The organism is Pseudomonas sp. ok272, from assembly GCF_900109995.1.
Lineage (GTDB): Bacteria > Pseudomonadota > Gammaproteobacteria > Pseudomonadales > Pseudomonadaceae > Aquipseudomonas.
The window spans coordinates 49,280-69,587 of record NZ_FOCB01000015.1; the positions used below are offsets into that span (position 1 = coordinate 49,280).

The following is a 20,308-nucleotide window of genomic DNA, read 5'->3' on the forward strand; positions in this document are numbered from 1 at the left end:
GATCCATCAATGAGGAAAGATGAGCGAGCGATCATTTGGCGTTGGTCAGTCAGATGAGCAGTGGCGGCCCTGGCAGGCCGCCCTGTGGTGAGGGTGGATCAGGCCGGGCTGGTCTCTTGCGGAAGAATCAGTTGTGCGGGGATCCGTTGCCGCGAGCCGCGTGCCACCAGGTAGTAAATCAGGGCAGGTACCGTCAGCCCGATCAGCCATGAAATATCGGTCCCGCCCAGGGTTTCTACCAAAGGACCGGTGTAGAAACTGGTGGCAATGAACGGCATCTGTATCAGCACGCCGAGGACATAGACCGCAATACCCGGCACATTCCAGCGTCCATAGCGGCCATCCGGATCGGAGAGCGCGGGTATGTCATAGCGCTCCTTGGTCACCAGGTAGAAGTCCACCAGGTTGATGGCGCTCCAAGGGGTGAAAAAGGCCAGCAGGAACAGGATGAAGGCGGAAAAATCGTGAAGGAACGAGTGCCTTCCCAGAAGTGCCAGTGCCGTCGCGAGCCCGACCATGACCAGAATGTAGATCATGCGCAAAGTTTTGGAAATTTCCTGGTTCCCGCGAAAGCCGCTGACGATCGTCGCCAACGACATGAAGCTGCCGTAAGCGTTGAGAGTGGTAATGGTCACCTTGCCGAACACAATGCTGAAAAACAGTAGGGAAGCCACGATGCCACTGGCACCCATTCCGACGATGTAGGAAACCTCGTGGCCAGCAAACTGGTCACCTGCCAGGGCCGCGACGAAAACGCCGAAGACCATGGAGATTTGTGTGCCGATGACTGAGCCCAGGCCCACGGCGAGAAAGGTCTTCCAGGCAGAGGTTTTTCGCGGCAGGTAGCGCGAATAGTCCGCTACGTAAGGGCCGAATGCGATCTGCCAAGAAGCCGACAATGAGATCGCCAGCAGAAAACTACTCAGTGAAAAGTGTCGGTTGCCGAGCAGCTCACTGATGTCATGGGCTGACAGCAACCGGTAGAACAGATAGAAGAACGACACCACGCCAATCAGGCTCGACAACCGTCCGATCCAATGGATGGTCCGATAGCCCAGCACCGTCAGCACGACGATCATCGCCGCAAAAATGAGAATGCCGGTGGCGTCACTGACGTTGACCAGTTGGCTGATGGCCTGGCCGGCGAGCACCGAGCCGCTGGCCGAAAACCCCACATACATCATGCAGACCAGGACGATGGGGATGACGGCGCCGTAGACCCCGAATTGCACACGACTGGAGATCATTTGTGGCAGGCCCAGCTGCGGGCCTTGGGCAGCGTGCAGCGCCATGATCGCGCCGCCCAGCAGTTGCCCGATCAGCAGACCGATCAGCGACCAGAACACATCACCGCCCAACACCACGGCCAGCGCCCCGGTGACGATCGCGGTGACTTGCAGGTTTGCACCGAACCAGAGCGTGAACTGGCTGAGCAGTCGGCCATGGCGCTCCGACTCGGGGATGTAATCGATGGATCGCCGTTCTATATACGTCTTGCGCTGCGCACTTTCTTTGGAGGCGGACATGGCGGTTCCTCTCGGGTGTCGTTGGATACGACAGCCTTCTCGGGGTTGAGACACTAAGGAGGAGGCCTGTAGGACAGGCTCCGGTTTTTCGCTCGGTTAGCGCTGGGCGTCGAGCAGATTTCGCGAAATGATGATTTTCTGCACTTCCGAGGTCCCTTCAAAAATCCGCAGGATGCGTGCGTCGCGCACGTAGCGCTCCAGCGGCAGGTCGCGAATGTAGCCATAGCCGCCATGGAGCTGTAGCGCGGCATCGGTGACGAAGCCGGCACATTCGGCAGCGACCAGTTTCGCGGTCGCCGAATCCAGGCTGAAGCGCTCACCGCTGTCGCGGCGGGCGGCGGCTTTCCAGGTCAGCATGCGGGCCGCTTCCAGCTGCGCGTACATATCGGCCAGGCGCCATTGGGTGCCTTGATAGGCGGCAAGCGGCTTGGGTCCGATCTGCCGTTCGCGGACCCAGTTCAGGCTCGCCTGCAAGGCGGCATTGGCGATGCCCAATGACATGGCTGCCACTTCGACCCGACCGCGGTCGAGCACGGCCATGGCGGTGTTGAAGCCGGCGCCTTCGCTGCCGAGCAATGCCGAATCGGGCAACCAGCAGTCCAGGGCCAGTTCATAGATCGTACTGCCACGCAACCCCATGGTCTTTTCCGGGCTGGAGAAGCTGATGCCTGCGGTGCCCTGGGGAATCATGAAGGCGCTGATGCCCTTGTGCCCGGCGTCTGCGTCCGTCTTGGCATAGAGCACGATGAAGCCGGCCTCGCGGGCGTTGGTGATGTAATGTTTGCTGCCGCGCACTCGCCAACCGCCCTCTTCACGGTGCGCCCGGCAACGCATGTCGGCCGGATTGGAACCGGCTGCCGGCTCGGTCAGGGCGAAGGCGCCGAGCAATTCGCCGCTGGCGGCACGAGGCAGCCAGTGTTGTTTCTGCGCCTCGGTGCCGCCGATCAGGATCGAATCGGTCGCCAGGAAATGCGCGGTCAAGGCCGATGCAGTCGAGGCACAAGCACCCGCCACGGCTTCAACCACGCGGCTCATGGCCAGGCTGCCAATACCCAGTCCTCCGTATTCCTCTGGCAGGTTGATACTCATGCCACCCAACTCGGCCAAAGCCTGCAGGCTCTCGGCGCAGAAGGTCTCGGTTTCGTCGTAATGTTGGGCGCGTGGTTGGATCACCTCACGGGCAAGTTTTTCGACGGTTTCGACAACGGCCAGTTCGACCAGATCCAATTCAAAGTTCATGGGAGAGCTCCTGTTTGTGCAGTCCGAATGCCTCGTTATCTGCGCCTAAGCGTGGGGCGAGGGTAAGGGTATGGGGTTTGTGACCATTGAAAAAAACCGGTTGCGGTACTAGCGGCTGCGCTGAGCCCTCGGGTCGAATCAGCAGCTGACGGACTTCTGCTTGTTCGCTTTCGGCGGCCTGGGCGAGGTTCCACACTGGGGAGGACGGCACGCCGGCATCGAGCAGGATGTCGCAGACCTGGTCGACGCTCAGCTGGCGCGTCCAGGTTTCGATTTCAGCGCGCAGCGCGGGTTCGTTCAACGTACGTTGCGGGTCATCGGCAAAGCGCGTGTCGTTGCCCAGCTCAGGCTTGCCCAAGCATTCGCATAAGCGCTGGAACAGCTTGTTGCTCGCCACTGCGATGACCACCTGGCCATCGGCGGCGCGGTAAGTATCAAAGGGTGTCGAAACCGGGTGACGGTTGCCGACCAGTCCCGGCGCTACGCCATTGGCAAAGAGATTGGACAGGCCGGTCATTTGCAGGCTGAACAATACATCGAACATGGCGACGTCGATGTATTGCGCTCCTGGCGCATGCCGCTCGCGAGCGAATAGCGCCGAGCTGATCGCCCAGGCGGCATAAACGCCAGCACATAGATCGCCGATAGCCTCGCCGCTGCGGGTTGGTCCTGTCTCGGCAAAGCCGGTGACGCTCATCAGCCCGGACATCGCCTGGGCGACGATGTCATAGGCTGGGTTGCACGACAGCGGACCGTGTTGGCCGAAGCCAGAAATGCTCGCATAGATCAGCTTGGGGTTGTATTGCTTGAGGGTGTCGAAGTCGATGCCCAGGCGACGTGTTACGCCAGGGCGGAAGTTCTCCACGACGACGTCGGCGTCACGCACCAGTTCATATAAGCGCGCACGTTCGGCGGTGGACTTGAAATCCATCTCGACACTGCGCTTGCCGCGATTGATCAGGCCAAAATAGATGCTTTCGCCATCCTTGAATGGACCCAGGTGGCGGCTGTCATCGCCGTGCCCGGGAACTTCGAATTTGATGACGTCGGCGCCAAGATCCGCGAGCATTGCGGTGCAATGCGGACCGGCCAATACGCGGCTCAGGTCCAGAACGCGAACGCCCTGTAGCTGCTGTGTAAACGGGCTGCTGGTCATGTTGCAGGCTCCTCGAGGGTAGGGCTTACGCCTTGCCGATCATCGGCAGGTTGAGGCCTTGTTCATGGGCACAATCAATCGCGATCTGGTAACCAGCATCGGCGTGACGCATAACGCCAGTGGCCGGGTCGTTGTGCAGTACGCGAGCGATGCGCTCGGCCGCTTCGTCAGTACCGTCGCAGACAATCACCATGCCCGAGTGCTGGGAGAAGCCCATGCCGACGCCGCCGCCGTGGTGCAGGGAAACCCAGGTCGCGCCGCTCGCGGTGTTGAGCAAGGCGTTGAGCAGTGGCCAGTCGGACACGGCATCGGAACCGTCCTGCATGGACTCGGTTTCGCGGTTCGGGCTGGCCACGGAACCGGAGTCCAGGTGGTCGCGACCGATCACGATCGGTGCCGACAGTTCGCCGCTGCGGACCATTTCGTTGAACGCCAGGCCGAGCTTGGCGCGCAGACCCAGACCAACCCAGCAGATACGCGCCGGCAGACCCTGGAAGCTGATGCGCTCGCGCGCCATGTCCAGCCAGTTGTGCAGGTGTGCATCGTCCGGGATCAGTTCTTTGACTTTGGCGTCAGTCTTGTAGATGTCTTGCGGATCGCCCGACAGTGCAACCCAGCGGAATGGACCGATGCCACGGCAGAACAGCGGACGGATGTAAGCCGGTACGAAACCCGGGAAGTCGAATGCGTTTTCCACGCCTTCTTCTTGCGCCATCTGACGGATGTTGTTGCCGTAGTCGAAGGTCGGAACGCCCATCTTCTGGAAGTCGAGCATGGCTTTGACGTGGATGGCCATCGATTGTTTGGCGGCTTTCACCACGGCAGCCGGCTCGGTCTTGGCGCGGGCGCGGTACTCGTCCCAGGTCCAGCCTGCTGGCAGGTAACCGTTGAGTGGGTCGTGGGCGCTGGTCTGGTCGGTGACCATGTCCGGACGCACACCGCGACGAACTATTTCCGGGAGGATTTCAGCTGCGTTACCGAGCAGGGCGATGGAAATCGCTTTGCCTTCCTTGGTGTACCTGGCGATACGGGCCAGCGCGTCGTTGAGGTCAGTGGCCTGTTCGTCGACATAACGGCTGCTCAGGCGGAAGTCGATACGGCTCTGCTGGCATTCGATGTTCAGCGAGCAGGCGCCGGCCAGAGTTGCCGCCAATGGCTGGGCGCCACCCATGCCGCCCAAGCCGGCGGTCAGTACCCACTTGCCCTTGAGGTTGTCGTTGTAGTGTTGGCGACCGGCTTCGACGAAGGTTTCGTAAGTACCTTGAACGATGCCCTGGCTGCCGATGTAGATCCAGCTGCCGGCAGTCATCTGGCCGTACATGGCCAGGCCTTTTGTATCCAGCTCATTGAAGTGCTCCCAGTTCGCCCAGTGTGGAACCAGGTTGGAGTTGGCGATCAGTACGCGCGGAGCGTTGCTGTGAGTCTTGAACACGCCGACCGGCTTGCCGGATTGCACCAGCAGGGTTTCGTCGTCATTCAGGTTGGTCAGGCTTTCGACGATCTTGTCGTAGCATTCCCAGTTACGCGCGGCACGCCCGATGCCTCCGTAGACCACCAGTTCTTTTGGGTTCTCGGCGACTTCCGGGTCGAGGTTGTTCATCAACATGCGCAGCGGCGCTTCGGTCAACCAGCTCTTGGCGGTCAACTGGTTGCCGCGGGCGGCGCGAATTTCGACATCGCGCAGGCGGGTGGTCTTGGCGGTCATGGTCATCTCCTCATTCATTGGCTAGCGGGTTGGCAGTCGCAACTTGTGATGTACATATATGCTTATACCAACCTGTATGTACAAGTGAATGCAAGCGAAGGGCCAAAACAGGTTTTGTTGACGCAGATAAAAATTTAAAAACTGAAAAAATAGTTTTATTTCAATGACTTAAAACTTTCGTCAAGAAGGGGGGCAACGAGAAGATGATTGAAAATAATGTTGCAACTTTGTAAATATTTTTTGAGAGAATGGGCATTGCGTAACACTTTTGTGCGCGTGTTACGCTGAGGTGTCACCTTTCTGCTACTCAGGGCGGTGGCAGTATCAGCGTCAGCAGAATGTCTGCAAGGCAGGCTTATCGAGCGGCAGGCGGGGGCCGCTCGCCTCGTGATTCAGTTGCCGAATTTACCTTCCAGGCGATAACGCGAGCCGGGATAAACCAGGCGCGCGCAACCGACCTGACCCTTTGCCGCCCACGTACGACGGCGAATCAACAGGCACGGTTCATAGCGCTTGATGTGCAACAGTTTGCACTCCGCGGATTTGGCATGGATGGACTCGACCACATGTTCGCCTTCGGTCAATGGCGCCAACTGGATCAGATAGGCGTAAGGCGTGACCTTGGTAAAGTCCTGCTGCAGATAGGCGGGTGCCACTTCGGCATTGACGAAGCGCTCTTCGATCTGCACCGGTACATCATTCTCGTGGTGCACCACAACCGAGTGAAACACGCGCTTGACCCCTTCGAGCGGGAAGGGCATTGAAGCACGGGCACGTTCGGGCATTTCTTCGAGCACGATCACTTCGCAGCGATGCTCATGACCTCGGGCAGCAATTTCTTCGGCGATATTGTGGATCTCGAACAGTGCCGCATGCCCCTTGGGCTCGGCCACAAAGGTACCCACTCCCTGCATGCGCACCAACGAGCCCTCGATGGTCAGCTCTCGCAGGGCGCGGTTGATGGTCATGCGACTCACACCCAGCAAATTCAGCAGTTCACTTTCAGAGGGGAGCTTGGAGTTGGGCAGCCAGGCACCGGAGCGAATCTTCTGCATGATGATTTGCTTGACCCGAGCATACAGGGGGGAGGGGCTCTCGAGAGAGAAGGATTCGAGGGATGCATTATCCTCAATAGATTTGGGCACATTAATTCCTGATATTAAAATGAATTACTCCGACAAGCCTGGAGTGCAGTTTACTCTGCCGCCAGGGATTACGCCTATGTAGGGGAATGGATCGAAGGATAGATGGGCGCCGTTGTGCAACGAACAGCCTTTTGAAAGCTTTCAACTCCAACGATACAGCGCGTTACGGCCATGCAACCGATTCATGGAATCGTTTTTGGAGTTTTTTTGAGCGGGTTTTCAGTGACCGGTTTTGGCCGTTCTCTGCCAGTGCTCACTACCGCCTGTGCTGGTCCAGTCGAATGCAAACGGTTGCTCAGCACGAATGCAATTGGCTGGTCAGTGGCAATGAAAATGAGTGGTCAAGTCCAGGCAATTACGCAAAAAGAAAACCCCCGATAAACCGCAAGGTCTATCGGGGGTTTCGGGTAAGCGCCTGGCGGCGTTTACCGGTTCAGCTTATTGGCAAGCTTCGCAATCCGGCTCGTCAATGGCGCACGCCTTGGGTACTGGCGCAGGACCGGCAGGCGCGGCGAGGATCGAGTCATCGCCGTGGTTGCCGCCGCTGGAAACAGCGTTCAGCTTGCCCGTGTTGATGGTCGACTTCTCGGTGCTGGTCGCGGCCAGGGCACGGAGGTAGTAAGTGGTTTTCAGGCCACGGTACCAAGCCATGCGGTAGGTCACGTCGAGTTTCTTGCCCGATGCACCGGCGATGTACAGGTTCAGGGACTGAGCCTGGTCGATCCACTTCTGACGACGGCTGGCCGCGTCAACGATCCACTTGGTGTCGACTTCGAATGCTGTCGCGTAGAGCTCTTTGAGTTCTTGCGGGATGCGTTCGATCTGTTGCACGGAACCGTCGTAGTACTTCAGGTCGTTGATCATGACCGAGTCCCACAGATCGCGTGCCTTGAGGTCGCGAACCAGGTACGGGTTGATCACGGTGAATTCGCCCGACAGGTTCGATTTCACATACAGGTTCTGGTAGGTCGGTTCGATCGACTGCGACACGCCAGTGATGTTGGCGATGGTCGCGGTCGGTGCGATGGCCATGATGTTGGAGTTACGAATGCCTTTCTGTACACGGGCGCGAACCGGTGCCCAGTCCAGGGATTCGTTGAGGTCGACATCGATGTACTTCTGGCCACGCTGCTCGATCAGGATCTGTTGCGAGTCCAGCGGCAGGATGCCTTTGGACCACAGCGAGCCCTGGAACGTCTCGTAGGCACCGCGCTCGTCAGCCAGGTCGCAGGAAGCCTGGATCGCGTAGTAGCTGACCGCTTCCATCGACTTGTCGGCGAACTCGACGGCAGCGTCGGAGCCGTAAGGGATGTGCTGCAGGTACAGCGCGTCCTGGAAGCCCATGATGCCCAGGCCGACTGGACGGTGCTTGAAGTTGGAGTTCTTCGCTTGTGGCACCGAGTAGTAGTTGATGTCGATAACGTTATCGAGCATGCGCACGGCGGTGTTCACGGAGCGTTCCAGCTTGGCAGTGTCCAGCTTGCCGTCCACGATGTGGTTCGGCAGGTTGATCGAGCCCAGGTTGCAGACGGCGATCTCGTCCTTGTTGGTGTTCAAGGTGATCTCGGTGCACAGGTTCGAGCTGTGGACCACGCCCACGTGCTGCTGTGGGCTGCGCAGGTTGCACGGGTCCTTGAACGTCAGCCATGGGTGGCCGGTTTCAAACAGCATGGACAGCATTTTGCGCCACAGGTCTTTGGCCTGGATGGTCTTGAACAGCTTGATCTTGCCCGGGTACTGGGACAGTGCTTCGTAGTACTCGTAACGCTCTTCGAACGCTTTGCCGGTCAGGTCGTGCAGGTCCGGCACTTCGGATGGCGAGAACAGGGTCCACGGGCCGTCATCGAAGACGCGCTTCATGAACAGGTCAGGGATCCAGTTGGCGGTGTTCATGTCGTGGGTACGACGACGATCATCACCGGTGTTCTTACGCAGCTCGATGAACTCTTCGATGTCCATGTGCCAGGTTTCCAGGTAGGCGCAGACAGCGCCCTTGCGCTTGCCACCCTGGTTAACGGCAACGGCGGTGTCGTTCACTACTTTGAGGAACGGTACAACACCTTGGGATTTGCCGTTGGTGCCCTTGATGTACGAGCCCAGTGCACGCACTGGCGTCCAGTCGTTGCCCAGGCCACCGGCGAATTTCGACAGCATGGCGTTGTCGTGGATCGCGTGATAGATGCCCGACAGGTCATCCGGCACGGTCGTCAGGTAGCAGCTCGACAGCTGGGGACGCAGGGTGCCGGCGTTGAACAGAGTTGGCGTCGAGGCCATGTAGTCGAAGGACGACAACAGGTTGTAGAACTCGATCGCACGGTCTTCCTTGTTCTTCTCTTCGATCGCCAGGCCCATGGCCACGCGCATGAAGAAGATCTGCGGCAGTTCGAAGCGCACGCCATCCTTGTGGATGAAGTAACGGTCGTACAGGGTTTGCAGGCCCAGGTAGGTGAACTGCTGGTCGCGCTCGTGGTTGATCGCCTTGCCCAGTTTTTCCAGGTCGAAGGTCGCCAGGATCGGGTTCAGCAATTCGTACTGGATGCCCTTGGCGATGTAGGAAGGCAGCGCCTTGGCGTACAGGTCGACCATCTCGTGGTGGGTCGCGCTCTCGGCCACTTCCAAGAAGCTCAGGCCTTCGGCACGCAGGGTGTCCATCAGCAGGCGGGCGGTGACGAACGAGTAGTTCGGCTCGCGCTCGACCAGGGTGCGGGCGGTCATGACCAGTGCGGTGTTGACGTCGGTCAGCGCCACGCCGTCGTAGAGGTTCTTCAGGGTCTCGCGCTGGATCAGGTCGCCGTCGACTTCTGCCAGGCCTTCGCAGGCTTCGGTCACGATGGTGTTCAGGCGGCCCATGTCCAGTGGCGCAAAGCTGCCGTCGGCACGGGTGATGCGGATCGATGGGTGAGCCACGACCGCGTCTTCGGCAGGGGCGCGGACCGCGCGTTCCTTGGAACGGGCATCACGGTAGATCACGTAGTCACGGGCGACTTTCTGTTCGCCGGCGCGCATCAGGGCCAGTTCGACCTGGTCCTGGATTTCTTCGATGTGGATGGTGCCGCCCGATGGCATGCGGCGCTTGAACGTCGCGCTGACCTGTTCGGTCAGGCGGGCCACAGTGTCGTGGATTCGCGACGAGGCGGCAGCGGTGCCACCTTCAACTGCGAGAAACGCTTTGGTGATGGCGACGGTAATTTTGTCATCGGTGTAAGGAACGACAGTGCCGTTACGCTTGATCACTCGCAGTTGGCCCGGCGCGGTGGCGGACAGATCCGAATTCGAATCAGCGCCCTTCGCCAAGGTGCCCTGCGGGTTCTCGCGAGTTGTGTCGGTTTGCATGGGTGTCTCCACATTCTCTATGTTTGTTTGGGCACCACGAGGGGGCCCACCGTTCCGTCCTAAAGCACTACAACCGACCAGTGTCGGGCATAACAACTTCGGGACAGGAGGAAGGGGCTTGTTGGGCGCCGCTTCCATGCCGAAGTCTTTGGTTTCAAGCCAGTGGCTGAAAACCGAATTCCATTTGGGATGACAGTCAATGACTGCAACACCCGTACCGTTTTCGCCGTTTCCAGCTTAAAAAGCGGTCGCCATCCGCGGGAGCGGTTTGGTCTGTTGAAAATGCGTTTGGTTCCGCCAAACACATGCAAGAAAAGCACTTGAGTTTCTTGTCTGATGTGTGTTTGGTTTTCCGTTAAAAACCCCATATATAGGGTTTTTCTGAGCGCGGGCTACAAGATAATGCGTTTTGGGGGGTGATTGCAACGTACTACCTGTGGATAAAGCTGTGCGTAAAATGTGTATGAAACGGTCAATCGACGTGTAGGCCGCGACCCTGCTGGGGTAGACCGTTTGTCACTGTATTGCGCCCTCAAAAATAGCCTGGGGGGTATTTTTGAGGGCGCGAACCCTACCACAAAATAACGCCGTTACCGAGTGTATTTGCCCGCTTGTGTTCTCAAGGTGTGGCGTTGTTACAATCGGCCGCAATGTACGCAGTCTTATCCACTCCAATCATTACAAAAAGACGAGTGGATCCTTCCGTTAAAGCATGTTCGGCAAAGAGGTCACCCGTGGAGCAAGAAGCCTGGCAAGTATTGATTGTCGAGGACGACCAGCGTCTGGCTGAGTTGACGCGTGAATACCTGGAAAGCAATGGGCTAAAGGTTGCCATCGAAGGCAATGGCGCGTTGGCGGCGGCGCGGATCATTGCCGAGCAGCCGGACCTGGTGATCCTCGACCTGATGCTGCCCGGTGAGGATGGCCTGACCATCTGCCGCAAGGTGCGTGCGCGCTACGACGGGCCGATCCTGATGCTCACGGCCCGTACCGACGATCTGGACCAGATCCAGGGCCTGGACATGGGGGCCGACGACTATGTCTGCAAGCCGGTGCGTCCGCGCCTGTTGTTCGCGCGCATCCAGGCGTTGCTTCGACGCAGTGAAGCGCCTGAGCCAGCGGTGGTGGAACAGATCCAGCGCCTGCAGTTCGGCCCATTGGTCGTCGACAACGCCTTGCGTGAGGCCTGGCTCAATGGCCAGGGCATCGAGTTGACCAGCGCCGAGTTCGACCTGTTGTGGCTGTTGGTCGCGAATGCGGGGCGGATCCTGTCCCGAGAAGAGATCTTCACGGCCCTGCGCGGCATCGGCTATGACGGCCAGGATCGCTCCATTGATGTGCGGATCTCGCGGATCCGCCCGAAAATAGGCGATGACCCCGACCACCCGCGACTGATCAAGACCATTCGCAGCAAGGGCTACCTGTTCGTGCCACAAGCCTGTGTAGACCAGCCGCTGTGAACTCGATCTTCCTGCGGATCTACGGCGGCATGTGCGCGGCGCTGGTGCTGGTGGCGGTACTCGGCGTGCTGGCCCTGCACCTGCTTAATGAAGTGCGCAGCGAGCAGTACCGCGAGCGCCTGGCCCATGGCACGTTTTCCCTGATGGCCGACAACCTGCTGCCGATGAACGAGACCGAGCGCCACCGCGCCCTGCTGGTGTGGGAGCGCCTGCTGGGTATTCCCCTGAACTTGCAGGCGTTCAGCCAGACCGATCTCGACTTGAGCCAGCGCACCCGGGTGCTGCGGGGCCAGGCGTTGGTGGAGCAGACCGGGCCGCATGCGGCGAAGGTCTACAAGCTGGTGAGCGACAAGGAGCAGTTGGTGCTCACCGGCGAAGTGCAGCAGATCAGTGAGCAACTGGCCCGGGCGACGATTTACCTGTTGGTCGACGAGTTGGTGCGCTACCCGGTGGCCGAGCAGCCCCAGCGCCTGGAAACCCTGAAAAAGGACAAGGGCTTCGGTTTCGACTTGCGCCTGGTCACGGTGGACCAGGCGGACATGGACGAGGACCAGAGCCGTCGGGTGTCTGAGGGCGATACGGTGATGGCGTTGGGCAAGGGCGGCGATTCGATCCGGGTGTTCGCCGGCATGGTGGGGACACCGTGGGTGCTGGAAATCGGCCCGCTGTATCAGATGAACCCTTATCCGCCCGAATGGCTGGTGTTGATTGCGGCCCTGGGGCTGAGCCTGATCGGGCTGATCGTCTATTTGTTGGTGCGCCAGTTGGAGCGGCGGGTCAATGGCCTGGAGTCGGCTGCCACGCGTATTGCCAAGGGCAGCCTGGAAACCCGGGTGCCGGCCCGTGGCGCCGACTCGGTCGGGCGTCTGGCGGCAGCGTTCAATGGGATGGCCGAGCACTTGCAGCAACTGCTGGCCATCCAGCGCGAGTTGGTGCGGGCGGTGTCCCATGAACTGCGCACGCCGGTTGCGCGTTTGCGCTTCGGTCTGGAAATGATCGGCACGGCGACCACGCCCCAGGCGCGCGAAAAATACCTGGAGGGCATGGATCACGACATTCAGGACCTCGACGGCCTGGTGGACGAAATGCTCACCTATGCGCGGCTGGAGCAAGGCTCGCCGGCGCTGAACTTTCAACGGGTGGACCTGGATGCCCTGGTCAATCAGGTGATCAGTGAACTGGCCCCGCTGCGCGCCAATGTGAGCGTACGGCGTGGCTTGTGCCTGTCGGCGGCCGATTGCGATGACGCCTGGGTCGAAGCGGAGCCGCGCTACTTGCACCGGGCGTTGCAGAACCTGGTGGGCAATGCCATGCGCCATGCCCAGGGCCAGGTCACCATCAGTTATCAGGTGGGCCAGCAACGCTGTCGGGTTGACGTCGAAGACGATGGGCCGGGCGTGCCGCAAAGTGCCTGGGAAAAGATCTTCACGCCGTTTTTGCGCCTGGACGATAGCCGGACCCGAGCTTCGGGTGGGCACGGCCTGGGGCTATCGATTGTGCGTCGGATCGTTCACTGGCACGGGGGGCGGGCCTTGATCAGCCAGAGCAAGAGCCTGGGCGGCGCGTGCTTCAGCTTGAGCTGGCCACGGCACCAGGAGAAGCCGGAGCGCTGATACCGACCAGGCTCAGGAGCTGCCCGTCTTTCACCGCAAACTGTGCGTCCAGCTCCGAGCCATGGCCCCATTCGTTGGACAGGTCCGTCAGCAAGCGCAGGCGCACGTGGCCAGTGTCGCTCCACGCCAACACTTCGGCATGCTCGAAATAGAAGCGCTTGTGCACGATAGGGTAGAGCGCCTTGAACAGGCTTTCCTTGACCGAGAAGGTCAGGGTCACCCACAGCGCCAGTTGCTCGCGGCTGCCTGCGGCCATGCGCTTGAGTTCGCCTGGCGTGAGGATTTCGCCCGCCAGACGCTCGGCACGCTTGGCGTCGAGCAGGTTTTCCAGGTCCATGCCCAGGCCGCTCCACTGGGCCTGGTGCGCCACGATGGCCGCTGCGCGCCCGGTGCTGTGGGTGATCGAACCGCAAATGGCGGGCGGCCAGACCGGTGCACGGTCTTCGCCGATGGCCGGGACGCACGCCACCCCCGCCAATTGCCGCAACGCCTCGCGTGCACACAGGCGCCCGGCGAGGAACTCGGCCTGACGCTTGGCCACCGAGCGCTGGATACTGGGCGGCGGTTCGATCTGGCAGCGCTGAAAGTCGTTGGATGCCAGTAGCAATGGATTGAAATGCGTGCCAAGCAACACCGTCCCGGGCAGTGAATAAGGCAACGGCCAATGGGCATCGAGCGGCGTGCAGCAGGCGGGGAGGGTGGAGAGCGGGTTCATGCCCGCAGTTTGCCGGGTTGCCCCGGCGCTGGATAGCCCTGGCGAATCGGCGTACGGCTATTCACTTGAGAGCCTCCTGATGTCGAAGAAACACATGCTCGCTCGCCACGGGCTGTTTTAATGTCGAGATGACCTTCAGTGAACAGCGTTATGGCGAATGGGTGGGTTTGATTTAGCCTGGATTCGGATGGCGTTCAGGGGGAGTTCAGGGCCGGGCCCGTAACCTGCGTCTACTTAGATTAGGAAGCCGGTAGCGGGTGCATTTGCCGGCCAACTACACTGCGATGTACGGTGCCGGATCGACCGCCAAATAGGCCACGGAGCCGTGTGCACCTACCTTGAGGAGGCGTTGAGTTGCCCAGGAGAGCGTTATGAAACTGTTGGTCGTCGAAGACGAGGCGCTGCTGCGTCATCACCTGCGCACTCGTCTGACGGAAAGCGGCCATGTGGTCGAGGCCGTGGCCAACGCGGAAGAAGCCATTTACCAGTACGGCCAGTTCAACTACGACCTGGCGATCGTGGACCTGGGCCTGCCCGGCATGGGCGGCCTGGACCTGATTCGCCAGATGCGCCGGGATGCCAAGACGTTTCCGATCCTGGTCCTGACGGCCCGTGGCAACTGGCAGGATAAGGTCGAGGGCCTGGCCGCCGGTGCCGACGACTACGTGGTCAAGCCATTCCAGTTCGAAGAGCTGGACGCGCGCCTGAACGCCCTGTTGCGGCGCTCCAGTGGTTTTACCCACTCGACCATCAATGCCGGTCCCTTGCTGCTGGACCTCAACCGCAAGCAGGCGACGCTCGATGAGCAACCGCTGGCGTTGACCGCGTACGAGTACCGGATCCTCGAGTACCTGATGCGCCATCACCAGCAGGTGGTCGCCAAGGATCGCCTGATGGAACAGCTCTATCCGGATGACGACGAGCGTGACCCGAATGTGATCGAGGTGCTGGTCGGCCGCTTGCGGCGCAAGCTCGAAGGCCCGGCGGGGTTCAAGCCAATCGATACCGTGCGTGGCCTGGGCTATCTGTTCAATGAGCGCTGTCATTGATTCGCTCACTTCGCCTGCGCTTGATGCTGGCCGCCACGACGTTGGCGGTGCTGTTCATGTTGGGGTTGCTCCCGGCAATGCAGGGCGCGTTCAGCCTGGCGCTGCAAGATTCGATCGAACAACGCCTGGCGTCGGACGTGACCACGCTGATCTCTGCCGCGCGAATCGAGAATGGCCGCCTGGTAATGCCCTCGCAGTTGCCGGACGAGCGCTTCAATCTCACCGACAGCCGCCTGCTGGGCTACATCTATGACCGCGAAGGCCGCCTGGTCTGGCGTTCGCGGGCGACCAAGGATGAAAGCATCAACTACAAGCCGCGCTACGACGGACGTGGCAATGAGTTCGCGCGCACGCGTGAGGACGGCACGGGCAAAGAGTTCTTCGTCTATGACGTCGAGGTCAAGTTGCTGGGGGGCAAGAACGCGGCGTTCAGCATCGTCGCCCTGCAGCCGGTGCGTGAGTACCAGCAGACGCTCGAAGGCCTGCGGGAAAACCTCTACCTGGGCTTCGGCGCCGCGTTGGTCGTCTTGTTGGCGCTGCTGTGGGTCGGCCTGACCTGGGGCCTGCGGGCGCTCAAACGCTTGAGCCAGGAGCTGGACCAGATCGAAAGCGGTGCCCTGGAAAGTCTCAGTGAGGAGCATCCACGGGAACTGTTGCGCCTGACCGGCTCCCTCAACCGGTTGTTGCGCAGCGAGCGCGAGCAGCGCCGTCGTTACCGTGACTCGCTGGACGACCTGGCCCACAGCCTGAAAACCCCTTTGACCGTGCTGCAAGGGGTCAGCGAGGACATGGCCCAGCGCCCCGACGAGCGCGAACAGGCGTGGGTGCTGCAATCGCAGATCGAACGCATGAGCCAGCAGATCAGCTACCAGTTGCAGCGAGCCAGCTTGCGCAAAAGTGGCCTGGTGCGCCATCAGGTGCGCCTGCGTCCGGTGCTGACAAGCCTGTGCATTACCTTGGACAAGGTCTATCGCGACAAGCGCGTGAAAACCTCCTTCGATCTCCCCGAACCCTGTCATGTGCCGATCGAGCAAGGGGCCTTGCTGGAAATGCTCGGTAACTTGTTGGAAAACGCTTATCGCCTGTGCCTCAGTGAAGTGCGCATCAGCCTGCGCCAGACCGTGGCTGGCGTTGAGTTGTGCGTCGAGGACGACGGGCCGGGCGTGCCACCGGACCAGCGCGCACGCATTCTGCAGCGGGGCGAACGCCTGGACCGTCAGCACCCGGGGCAGGGCATTGGCCTGGCCGTGGTCAAGGACATCATCGAAAGCTACGGCGCGCAATTGACCCTGGGCGACTCGGCCCTGGGCGGCGCGGCATTCCGGATTCATTTCCCGGTGCTGTGAGTCGTCGGCCCGGGCCTACTGCTCCTGCGCCCGGTAGGCGCCGGGTGTCAGCCCGGTCCATTTCTTGAACGCCCGGTGAAACGCCGAGGGTTCGGAAAACCCCAGTTGCTCGGCGATCTGTTGCAACGACAGGTCGGCGCGGTTCAGGTGATAAATCGCGATGTCACGGCGCAACTCATCCTTGAGCTCCTGAAAGCTCGACCCTTCTTCATGCAAGTGCCGGCGCAAGGTTTGTGGGCTGATGTGCAGGTGCGCGGCCGCGGCTTCCAGGTCGGGCCAATGCGCACTGTCGCGGCTGAGCAGGCGGCGCAACCGGCTGGCGAGGCTATCGCCATCGTCGGGCCTGGACAGCAGGTCGGCGGGGGAGCGCTCCAGGAAATGCTTGAGCGTACGTTCGTCCTGCAACAGTGGCATCGCCAGGTAGCGGCTGTGAAACAGCAGTGCGCTGTGCTCGGCACCGAACACTTGGCGGCAAGGGAACAGCAACTCGTACTCGGCGCCATGGGCGGGTTTGGGGTAGCTGAAGCAGGCCTGTTCCAGGCGAATGCGCTGGCCGATCAACCAACTGGCGAAACGATGCCAGATCACCAGCAGGCACTCAGTGAGAAAGTGCTCCGGGTCGTTGAGCTGTGAGTCGTCCAGGCTCAACCGCACCCTTTCGCCTTCCAGGCTGAGGGTCAGGCGCGGAGCGTCGGGGAAGAGGCTATAGAACAAAAAACCGCGACTCAGGGCCTTATCCAGGTTGCGGCAGTGAATCACCGCGTGGCACATCATGGCGAAGGTCCCGCGTTTACTGGGGGTGATGGCCAGGCCCAGGTATTCGTCATCCAGCACTTGCCACAGGCCTTGTACGAGCGCGGTGAACTGTTCTGGCGCGATGCGGGCGCGAGGCTCGTCGAGCAGCTCGGGGCTGATGGCGAGGCGTTGCAGCAGCGCCGAATAGTCGCGGCCCATCCGGCGCGCGCCACCGGTGGCTGCCCGAGCAAAATGACTGGCGATGGTACGTTCACGCATGGCAGTGAGGTCCGTCCATTGAGTGACGGATCTTAGCCACGGTCGAGAAACGGGACAAGGCGGATATCCGCCAAATTGCGGGACGAGCACCGTGTCGAGGGCGGGAATCCGCCATGGGAATTGGCCTGGTCTGCGCCGGTGTAAATGCTGCAGGCCTTGTATCCAGGGGCTTGCAGGGGATTTTGAGTAAGTGGCACGCGCTTTGCGATACGGGTCAGAGGACTGCTCGCGCAGCTCGACACAACAAATCCCTCCAGTGCAGGAGGGTTCGCACTTTAGGCCTCGCCTGCATCAGACGGATGATTGCAGCGCGGTGCTCCTGAGGAACTTTGCAATGACGACTCGTCAGCCACTGTACAAATCCCTGTATTTTCAGGTGATCGTTGCCATCACCATCGGTATTTTGGTCGGTCACTTCTACCCGCAGACCGGCGTGGCCCTCAAGCCACTGGGTGACGGGTTCATCAAGCTGATCAAAATGGTCATTGCCCCGATCATCTTCTGCACCGTCGTCAGCGGTATCGCGGGCATGCAGAGCATGAAGTCGGTCGGCAAGACCGGCGGCTACGCGCTGCTGTACTTTGAAGTGGTCTCCACCATTGCCCTGTTGATCGGCCTGGTCGTGGTCAACGTGGTGCAGCCGGGCGCCGGCATGCACATCGACGTCGCCACCCTGGATGCCTCGAAAGTCGCGGCCTACGTGACCGCAGGCGCCGACCAGAGCATTGTCGGCTTCATCCTCAACGTGATCCCGTCGACCATCGTCGGTGCCTTCGCCACGGGCGACATCCTGCAAGTGTTGATGTTCTCGGTGATCTTCGGTTTCGCCCTGCATCGCCTGGGTGCCTACGGCAAGCCGGTGCTGGACTTCATCGACCGCTTCGCCCACGTCATGTTCAACATCATCAACATGATCATGAAGCTGGCGCCCATCGGTGCGTTGGGCGCCATGGCCTTCACCATCGGCGCCTACGGTGTCGGTTCGCTGGTGCAACTGGGCCAGTTGATGATTTGCTTCTACATCACCTGCGTGCTGTTCGTGGTGCTGGTGCTGGGCGCCATCTGCCGGGCCCACGGTTTCAGCGTGCTGAAGCTGATCCGCTACATCCGTGAAGAGCTGCTGATCGTACTGGGGACGTCCTCGTCCGAATCGGCACTGCCGCGCATGCTGATCAAGATGGAGCGCCTGGGCGCGAAGAAGTCGGTGGTAGGCCTGGTGATCCCGACCGGCTACTCGTTCAACCTTGACGGCACCTCGATCTACCTGACCATGGCGGCGGTGTTCATCGCTCAGGCGACCGACACCCACATGGACATCACCCACCAGATCACCCTGTTGCTGGTGCTGTTGCTGTCCTCCAAGGGCGCCGCAGGCGTGACCGGCAGTGGTTTCATCGTACTGGCCGCCACCCTGTCGGCCGTTGGCCACCTGCCGGTTGCCGGCCTCGCGTTGATCCTGGGTATCGATCGCTTCATGTCCGAAGCCCGCGCCTTGACCAACCTGGTGGGTAACGCCGTGGCCACGCTGGTCGTCGCCAAGTGGGTCAAGGAACTGGACGAAGACCAGCTTCAGGTCGAGTTGGCTTCCGGTGGTCGTGGTATCTCCGACACCCGTGAAGTCGATGACCTGGGCGTGGCCGAAGGTCCAGTTCCGGCTGCCGTGAAGTAATCACTGCACTCATGAAAACCCGCTTCGGCGGGTTTTTTTGCGTGTCGTTTGAGCGTAAAGGTCACTGGCACTGAAGGTTATGGTAATTGCTGTCAGGTCATTGGCTGCCTAGGCTTGGGGCTTCGCTCAAGGAGACGGTATATGCAGGGTCCACTGGCATCACTCAAGGTTCTGGATTTCTCGACGCTGTTGCCGGGGCCGTTTGCCTCGCTCTTGCTGGCGGACATGGGCGCCGAGGTGCTGCGCATCGAATCGCCGACGCGCATGGACCTGCTGCGGGTCTTGCCGCCCCATGACCAGGGCACGTCGGCCAGCCACGCCTACCTCAACCGCAATAAGCGCAGCCTGGCGCTGGACCTCAAGCAGCCCGAGGCATTGGCGGTGGTCAAGCAACTGCTGCAAGACCACGACATCCTGCTGGAACAGTTCCGTCCCGGGGTGATGGAGCGCCTGGGCCTGGGCTACGAGGCGCTGAAGGCGATCAATCCGCGGCTGATTTACGTGTCGATCACCGGCTACGGCCAGACCGGTCCCTACAAGGACCGCGCCGGCCATGACATCAACTACCTGGCGCTGGCAGGGCTGGCCAGTTACACCGGGCGCCGCGACGCCGGGCCGTTGCCCCTGGGGACCCAGGTCGCGGACATCGCCGGTGGCTCGTTGCACGGGGTGATCGGCCTGTTGGCAGCGGTGATTGCGCGCCAGCACAGTGGCCTGGGCCAGCACCTGGACGTGAGCATGACCGACTGCGCATTCAGCTTGAACGCCCTCGCCGGAGCCGGCTACCTGGCGTGTGGCGTGACGCCCGGACCTGAAGATCAAGTGCTCAATGGCGGCAGCTTCTACGACTACTACCGCACCCGTGATGGGCGCTGGCTATCGGTGGGCAGCCTGGAGCCGGGGTTCATGCAGCAACTGTGTGCCGCATTGGGGCGGCCGGAGTTGGCGGCGCAGGGCCTGTCGCCCAAGCCAGAACAGCAGCAGGCCCTCAAGCAAGCGCTGCAGATCGAGTTTGAGCGGCACGACTTCAGCGAACTGTGCGAGCTGTTTGCCGGCACCGATGCCTGTGTCGAGCCGGTCCTGAGCCTGGCCGAGGCGGTGGAGCATCCACAGCTCAAGGCGCGGGAGCTGGTGACCCAGGTGCCACGGGAGGACGGCACGCATCAGCCACAGATGGCCTGCCCGCTGAAGTTTTCCGAAGGGCTGCCTGCGCCCCGGCATATCGGCGCAGCGCTGGGGCAACACACCGATCAGGTGTTGGAGGCGTTGGGGTTCAGTGCGCAGCAGATTGAGGCGTTGAGGGCTGCCAAGGTGGTTCTGTAGCGCCAGATAGGCCGC

Annotated in this window: 14 protein-coding genes; 6 read left to right on the top strand and 8 right to left on the bottom strand. The window is 60.9% G+C overall.

Annotated elements, in window-relative coordinates:
- Window positions 1-98: 98 nt before the first annotated feature.
- The 6 genes from BMW74_RS20025 to BMW74_RS20050 all read right to left on the bottom strand — a co-directional run bounded on the left by BMW74_RS20025 (window position 99) and on the right by BMW74_RS20050 (window position 10,104).
- Window positions 99-1,526, bottom strand: a complete 1,428-nt coding sequence (locus tag BMW74_RS20025) for a purine-cytosine permease family protein (protein ID WP_093425600.1) — start codon at window positions 1,524-1,526, stop codon at window positions 99-101.
- A gap of 96 nt (window positions 1,527-1,622) precedes the next feature.
- Window positions 1,623-2,765 (bottom strand): acyl-CoA dehydrogenase family protein, encoded by a 1,143-nt coding sequence (locus BMW74_RS20030; RefSeq protein WP_093425603.1) that lies wholly within the window; start codon window positions 2,763-2,765, stop codon window positions 1,623-1,625.
- On the bottom strand, window positions 2,755-3,921 hold the full coding sequence (locus tag BMW74_RS20035) for a CaiB/BaiF CoA transferase family protein (protein ID WP_093425606.1): 1,167 nt from the start codon (window positions 3,919-3,921) through the stop codon (window positions 2,755-2,757). Before BMW74_RS20035 ends, BMW74_RS20030 begins: the two co-directional genes overlap by 11 nt.
- A 25-nt stretch (window positions 3,922-3,946) precedes the next feature.
- Window positions 3,947-5,626 (bottom strand): urocanate hydratase, encoded by a 1,680-nt coding sequence (hutU, locus tag BMW74_RS20040; protein WP_093425800.1) that lies wholly within the window; start codon window positions 5,624-5,626, stop codon window positions 3,947-3,949.
- A gap of 392 nt (window positions 5,627-6,018) precedes the next feature.
- Window positions 6,019-6,771 (bottom strand): histidine utilization repressor, encoded by a 753-nt coding sequence (gene hutC / locus BMW74_RS20045; RefSeq protein ID WP_093425609.1) that lies wholly within the window; start codon window positions 6,769-6,771, stop codon window positions 6,019-6,021.
- A gap of 438 nt (window positions 6,772-7,209) precedes the next feature.
- The gene (locus BMW74_RS20050; protein WP_093425612.1) at window positions 7,210-10,104 is read right to left on the bottom strand and encodes a ribonucleoside-diphosphate reductase subunit alpha; all 2,895 of its coding nucleotides are present in this window, start codon (window positions 10,102-10,104) and stop codon (window positions 7,210-7,212) included.
- A 734-nt stretch (window positions 10,105-10,838) separates the two neighbouring features.
- Between BMW74_RS20050 and BMW74_RS20055 the strand changes: the two genes are divergently transcribed.
- Window positions 10,839-11,564 carry a response regulator gene (locus tag BMW74_RS20055; RefSeq protein ID WP_093425615.1) on the top strand — a complete coding sequence of 242 codons (726 nt, stop codon included), beginning with the start codon at window positions 10,839-10,841 and terminating at the stop codon, window positions 11,562-11,564.
- A complete protein-coding gene (locus tag BMW74_RS20060) occupies window positions 11,561-13,177 on the top strand; it encodes an ATP-binding protein (protein WP_093425618.1) in 1,617 nt (538 codons plus the stop codon). The genes BMW74_RS20055 and BMW74_RS20060 overlap by 4 nt, the downstream gene beginning before the upstream one ends.
- Here BMW74_RS20060 and BMW74_RS20065 read toward each other — a convergent pair.
- Complete coding sequence (locus tag BMW74_RS20065) at window positions 13,134-13,892, bottom strand: 4'-phosphopantetheinyl transferase family protein (RefSeq protein WP_093425621.1); 759 nt, start codon at window positions 13,890-13,892, stop codon at window positions 13,134-13,136. The genes BMW74_RS20060 and BMW74_RS20065 overlap by 44 nt on opposite strands.
- 371 nt (window positions 13,893-14,263) lie before the next feature.
- On the opposite strand from BMW74_RS20065, the gene BMW74_RS20070 reads away from it, so the two are divergent.
- Together BMW74_RS20070 and BMW74_RS20075 are read left to right on the top strand one after the other, a co-directional pair.
- Window positions 14,264-14,941: a response regulator gene (locus tag BMW74_RS20070; RefSeq protein WP_093425624.1), complete on the top strand. Its 678-nt coding sequence runs from the start codon at window positions 14,264-14,266 to the stop codon at window positions 14,939-14,941.
- Window positions 14,938-16,287 (top strand): ATP-binding protein, encoded by a 1,350-nt coding sequence (locus BMW74_RS20075; RefSeq protein WP_093425626.1) that lies wholly within the window; start codon window positions 14,938-14,940, stop codon window positions 16,285-16,287. Before BMW74_RS20070 ends, BMW74_RS20075 begins: the two co-directional genes overlap by 4 nt.
- A 15-nt stretch (window positions 16,288-16,302) precedes the next feature.
- Here the strand turns inward: BMW74_RS20075 and BMW74_RS20080 are convergent, their stop codons facing one another.
- Complete coding sequence (locus BMW74_RS20080) at window positions 16,303-17,301, bottom strand: AraC family transcriptional regulator (RefSeq protein ID WP_093425629.1); 999 nt, start codon at window positions 17,299-17,301, stop codon at window positions 16,303-16,305.
- Between the two features lie 334 nt (window positions 17,302-17,635).
- On the opposite strand from BMW74_RS20080, the gene BMW74_RS20085 reads away from it, so the two are divergent.
- Window positions 17,636-18,970, top strand: coding sequence for a dicarboxylate/amino acid:cation symporter (locus BMW74_RS20085; protein ID WP_093425632.1), 1,335 nt, complete (start codon window positions 17,636-17,638; stop codon window positions 18,968-18,970).
- Between the two features lie 141 nt (window positions 18,971-19,111).
- A complete protein-coding gene (locus tag BMW74_RS20090) occupies window positions 19,112-20,293 on the top strand; it encodes a CaiB/BaiF CoA transferase family protein (RefSeq protein WP_093425635.1) in 1,182 nt (393 codons plus the stop codon).
- The last annotated feature ends 15 nt before the right edge of the window (window positions 20,294-20,308 follow it).

What these genes read in the sequence shown, in the direction of transcription:
- BMW74_RS20025 (WP_093425600.1), bottom strand. Translation starts at nt 1,526, where the DNA reads ATGTCCGCCTCCAAAGAAAGTGCGCAGCGCAAGACGTATATAGAACGG.
- BMW74_RS20070 (WP_093425624.1), top strand. Translation starts at nt 14,264, where the DNA reads ATGAAACTGTTGGTCGTCGAAGACGAGGCGCTGCTGCGTCATCACCTG.
- BMW74_RS20065 (WP_093425621.1), bottom strand. Translation starts at nt 13,892, where the DNA reads ATGAACCCGCTCTCCACCCTCCCCGCCTGCTGCACGCCGCTCGATGCC.
- BMW74_RS20030 (WP_093425603.1), bottom strand. Translation starts at nt 2,765, where the DNA reads ATGAACTTTGAATTGGATCTGGTCGAACTGGCCGTTGTCGAAACCGTC.
- hutU (WP_093425800.1), bottom strand. Translation starts at nt 5,626, where the DNA reads ATGACCGCCAAGACCACCCGCCTGCGCGATGTCGAAATTCGCGCCGCC.
- BMW74_RS20050 (WP_093425612.1), bottom strand. Translation starts at nt 10,104, where the DNA reads ATGCAAACCGACACAACTCGCGAGAACCCGCAGGGCACCTTGGCGAAG.
- BMW74_RS20035 (WP_093425606.1), bottom strand. Translation starts at nt 3,921, where the DNA reads ATGACCAGCAGCCCGTTTACACAGCAGCTACAGGGCGTTCGCGTTCTG.
- BMW74_RS20085 (WP_093425632.1), top strand. Translation starts at nt 17,636, where the DNA reads ATGACGACTCGTCAGCCACTGTACAAATCCCTGTATTTTCAGGTGATC.
- BMW74_RS20090 (WP_093425635.1), top strand. Translation starts at nt 19,112, where the DNA reads ATGCAGGGTCCACTGGCATCACTCAAGGTTCTGGATTTCTCGACGCTG.
- BMW74_RS20080 (WP_093425629.1), bottom strand. Translation starts at nt 17,301, where the DNA reads ATGCGTGAACGTACCATCGCCAGTCATTTTGCTCGGGCAGCCACCGGT.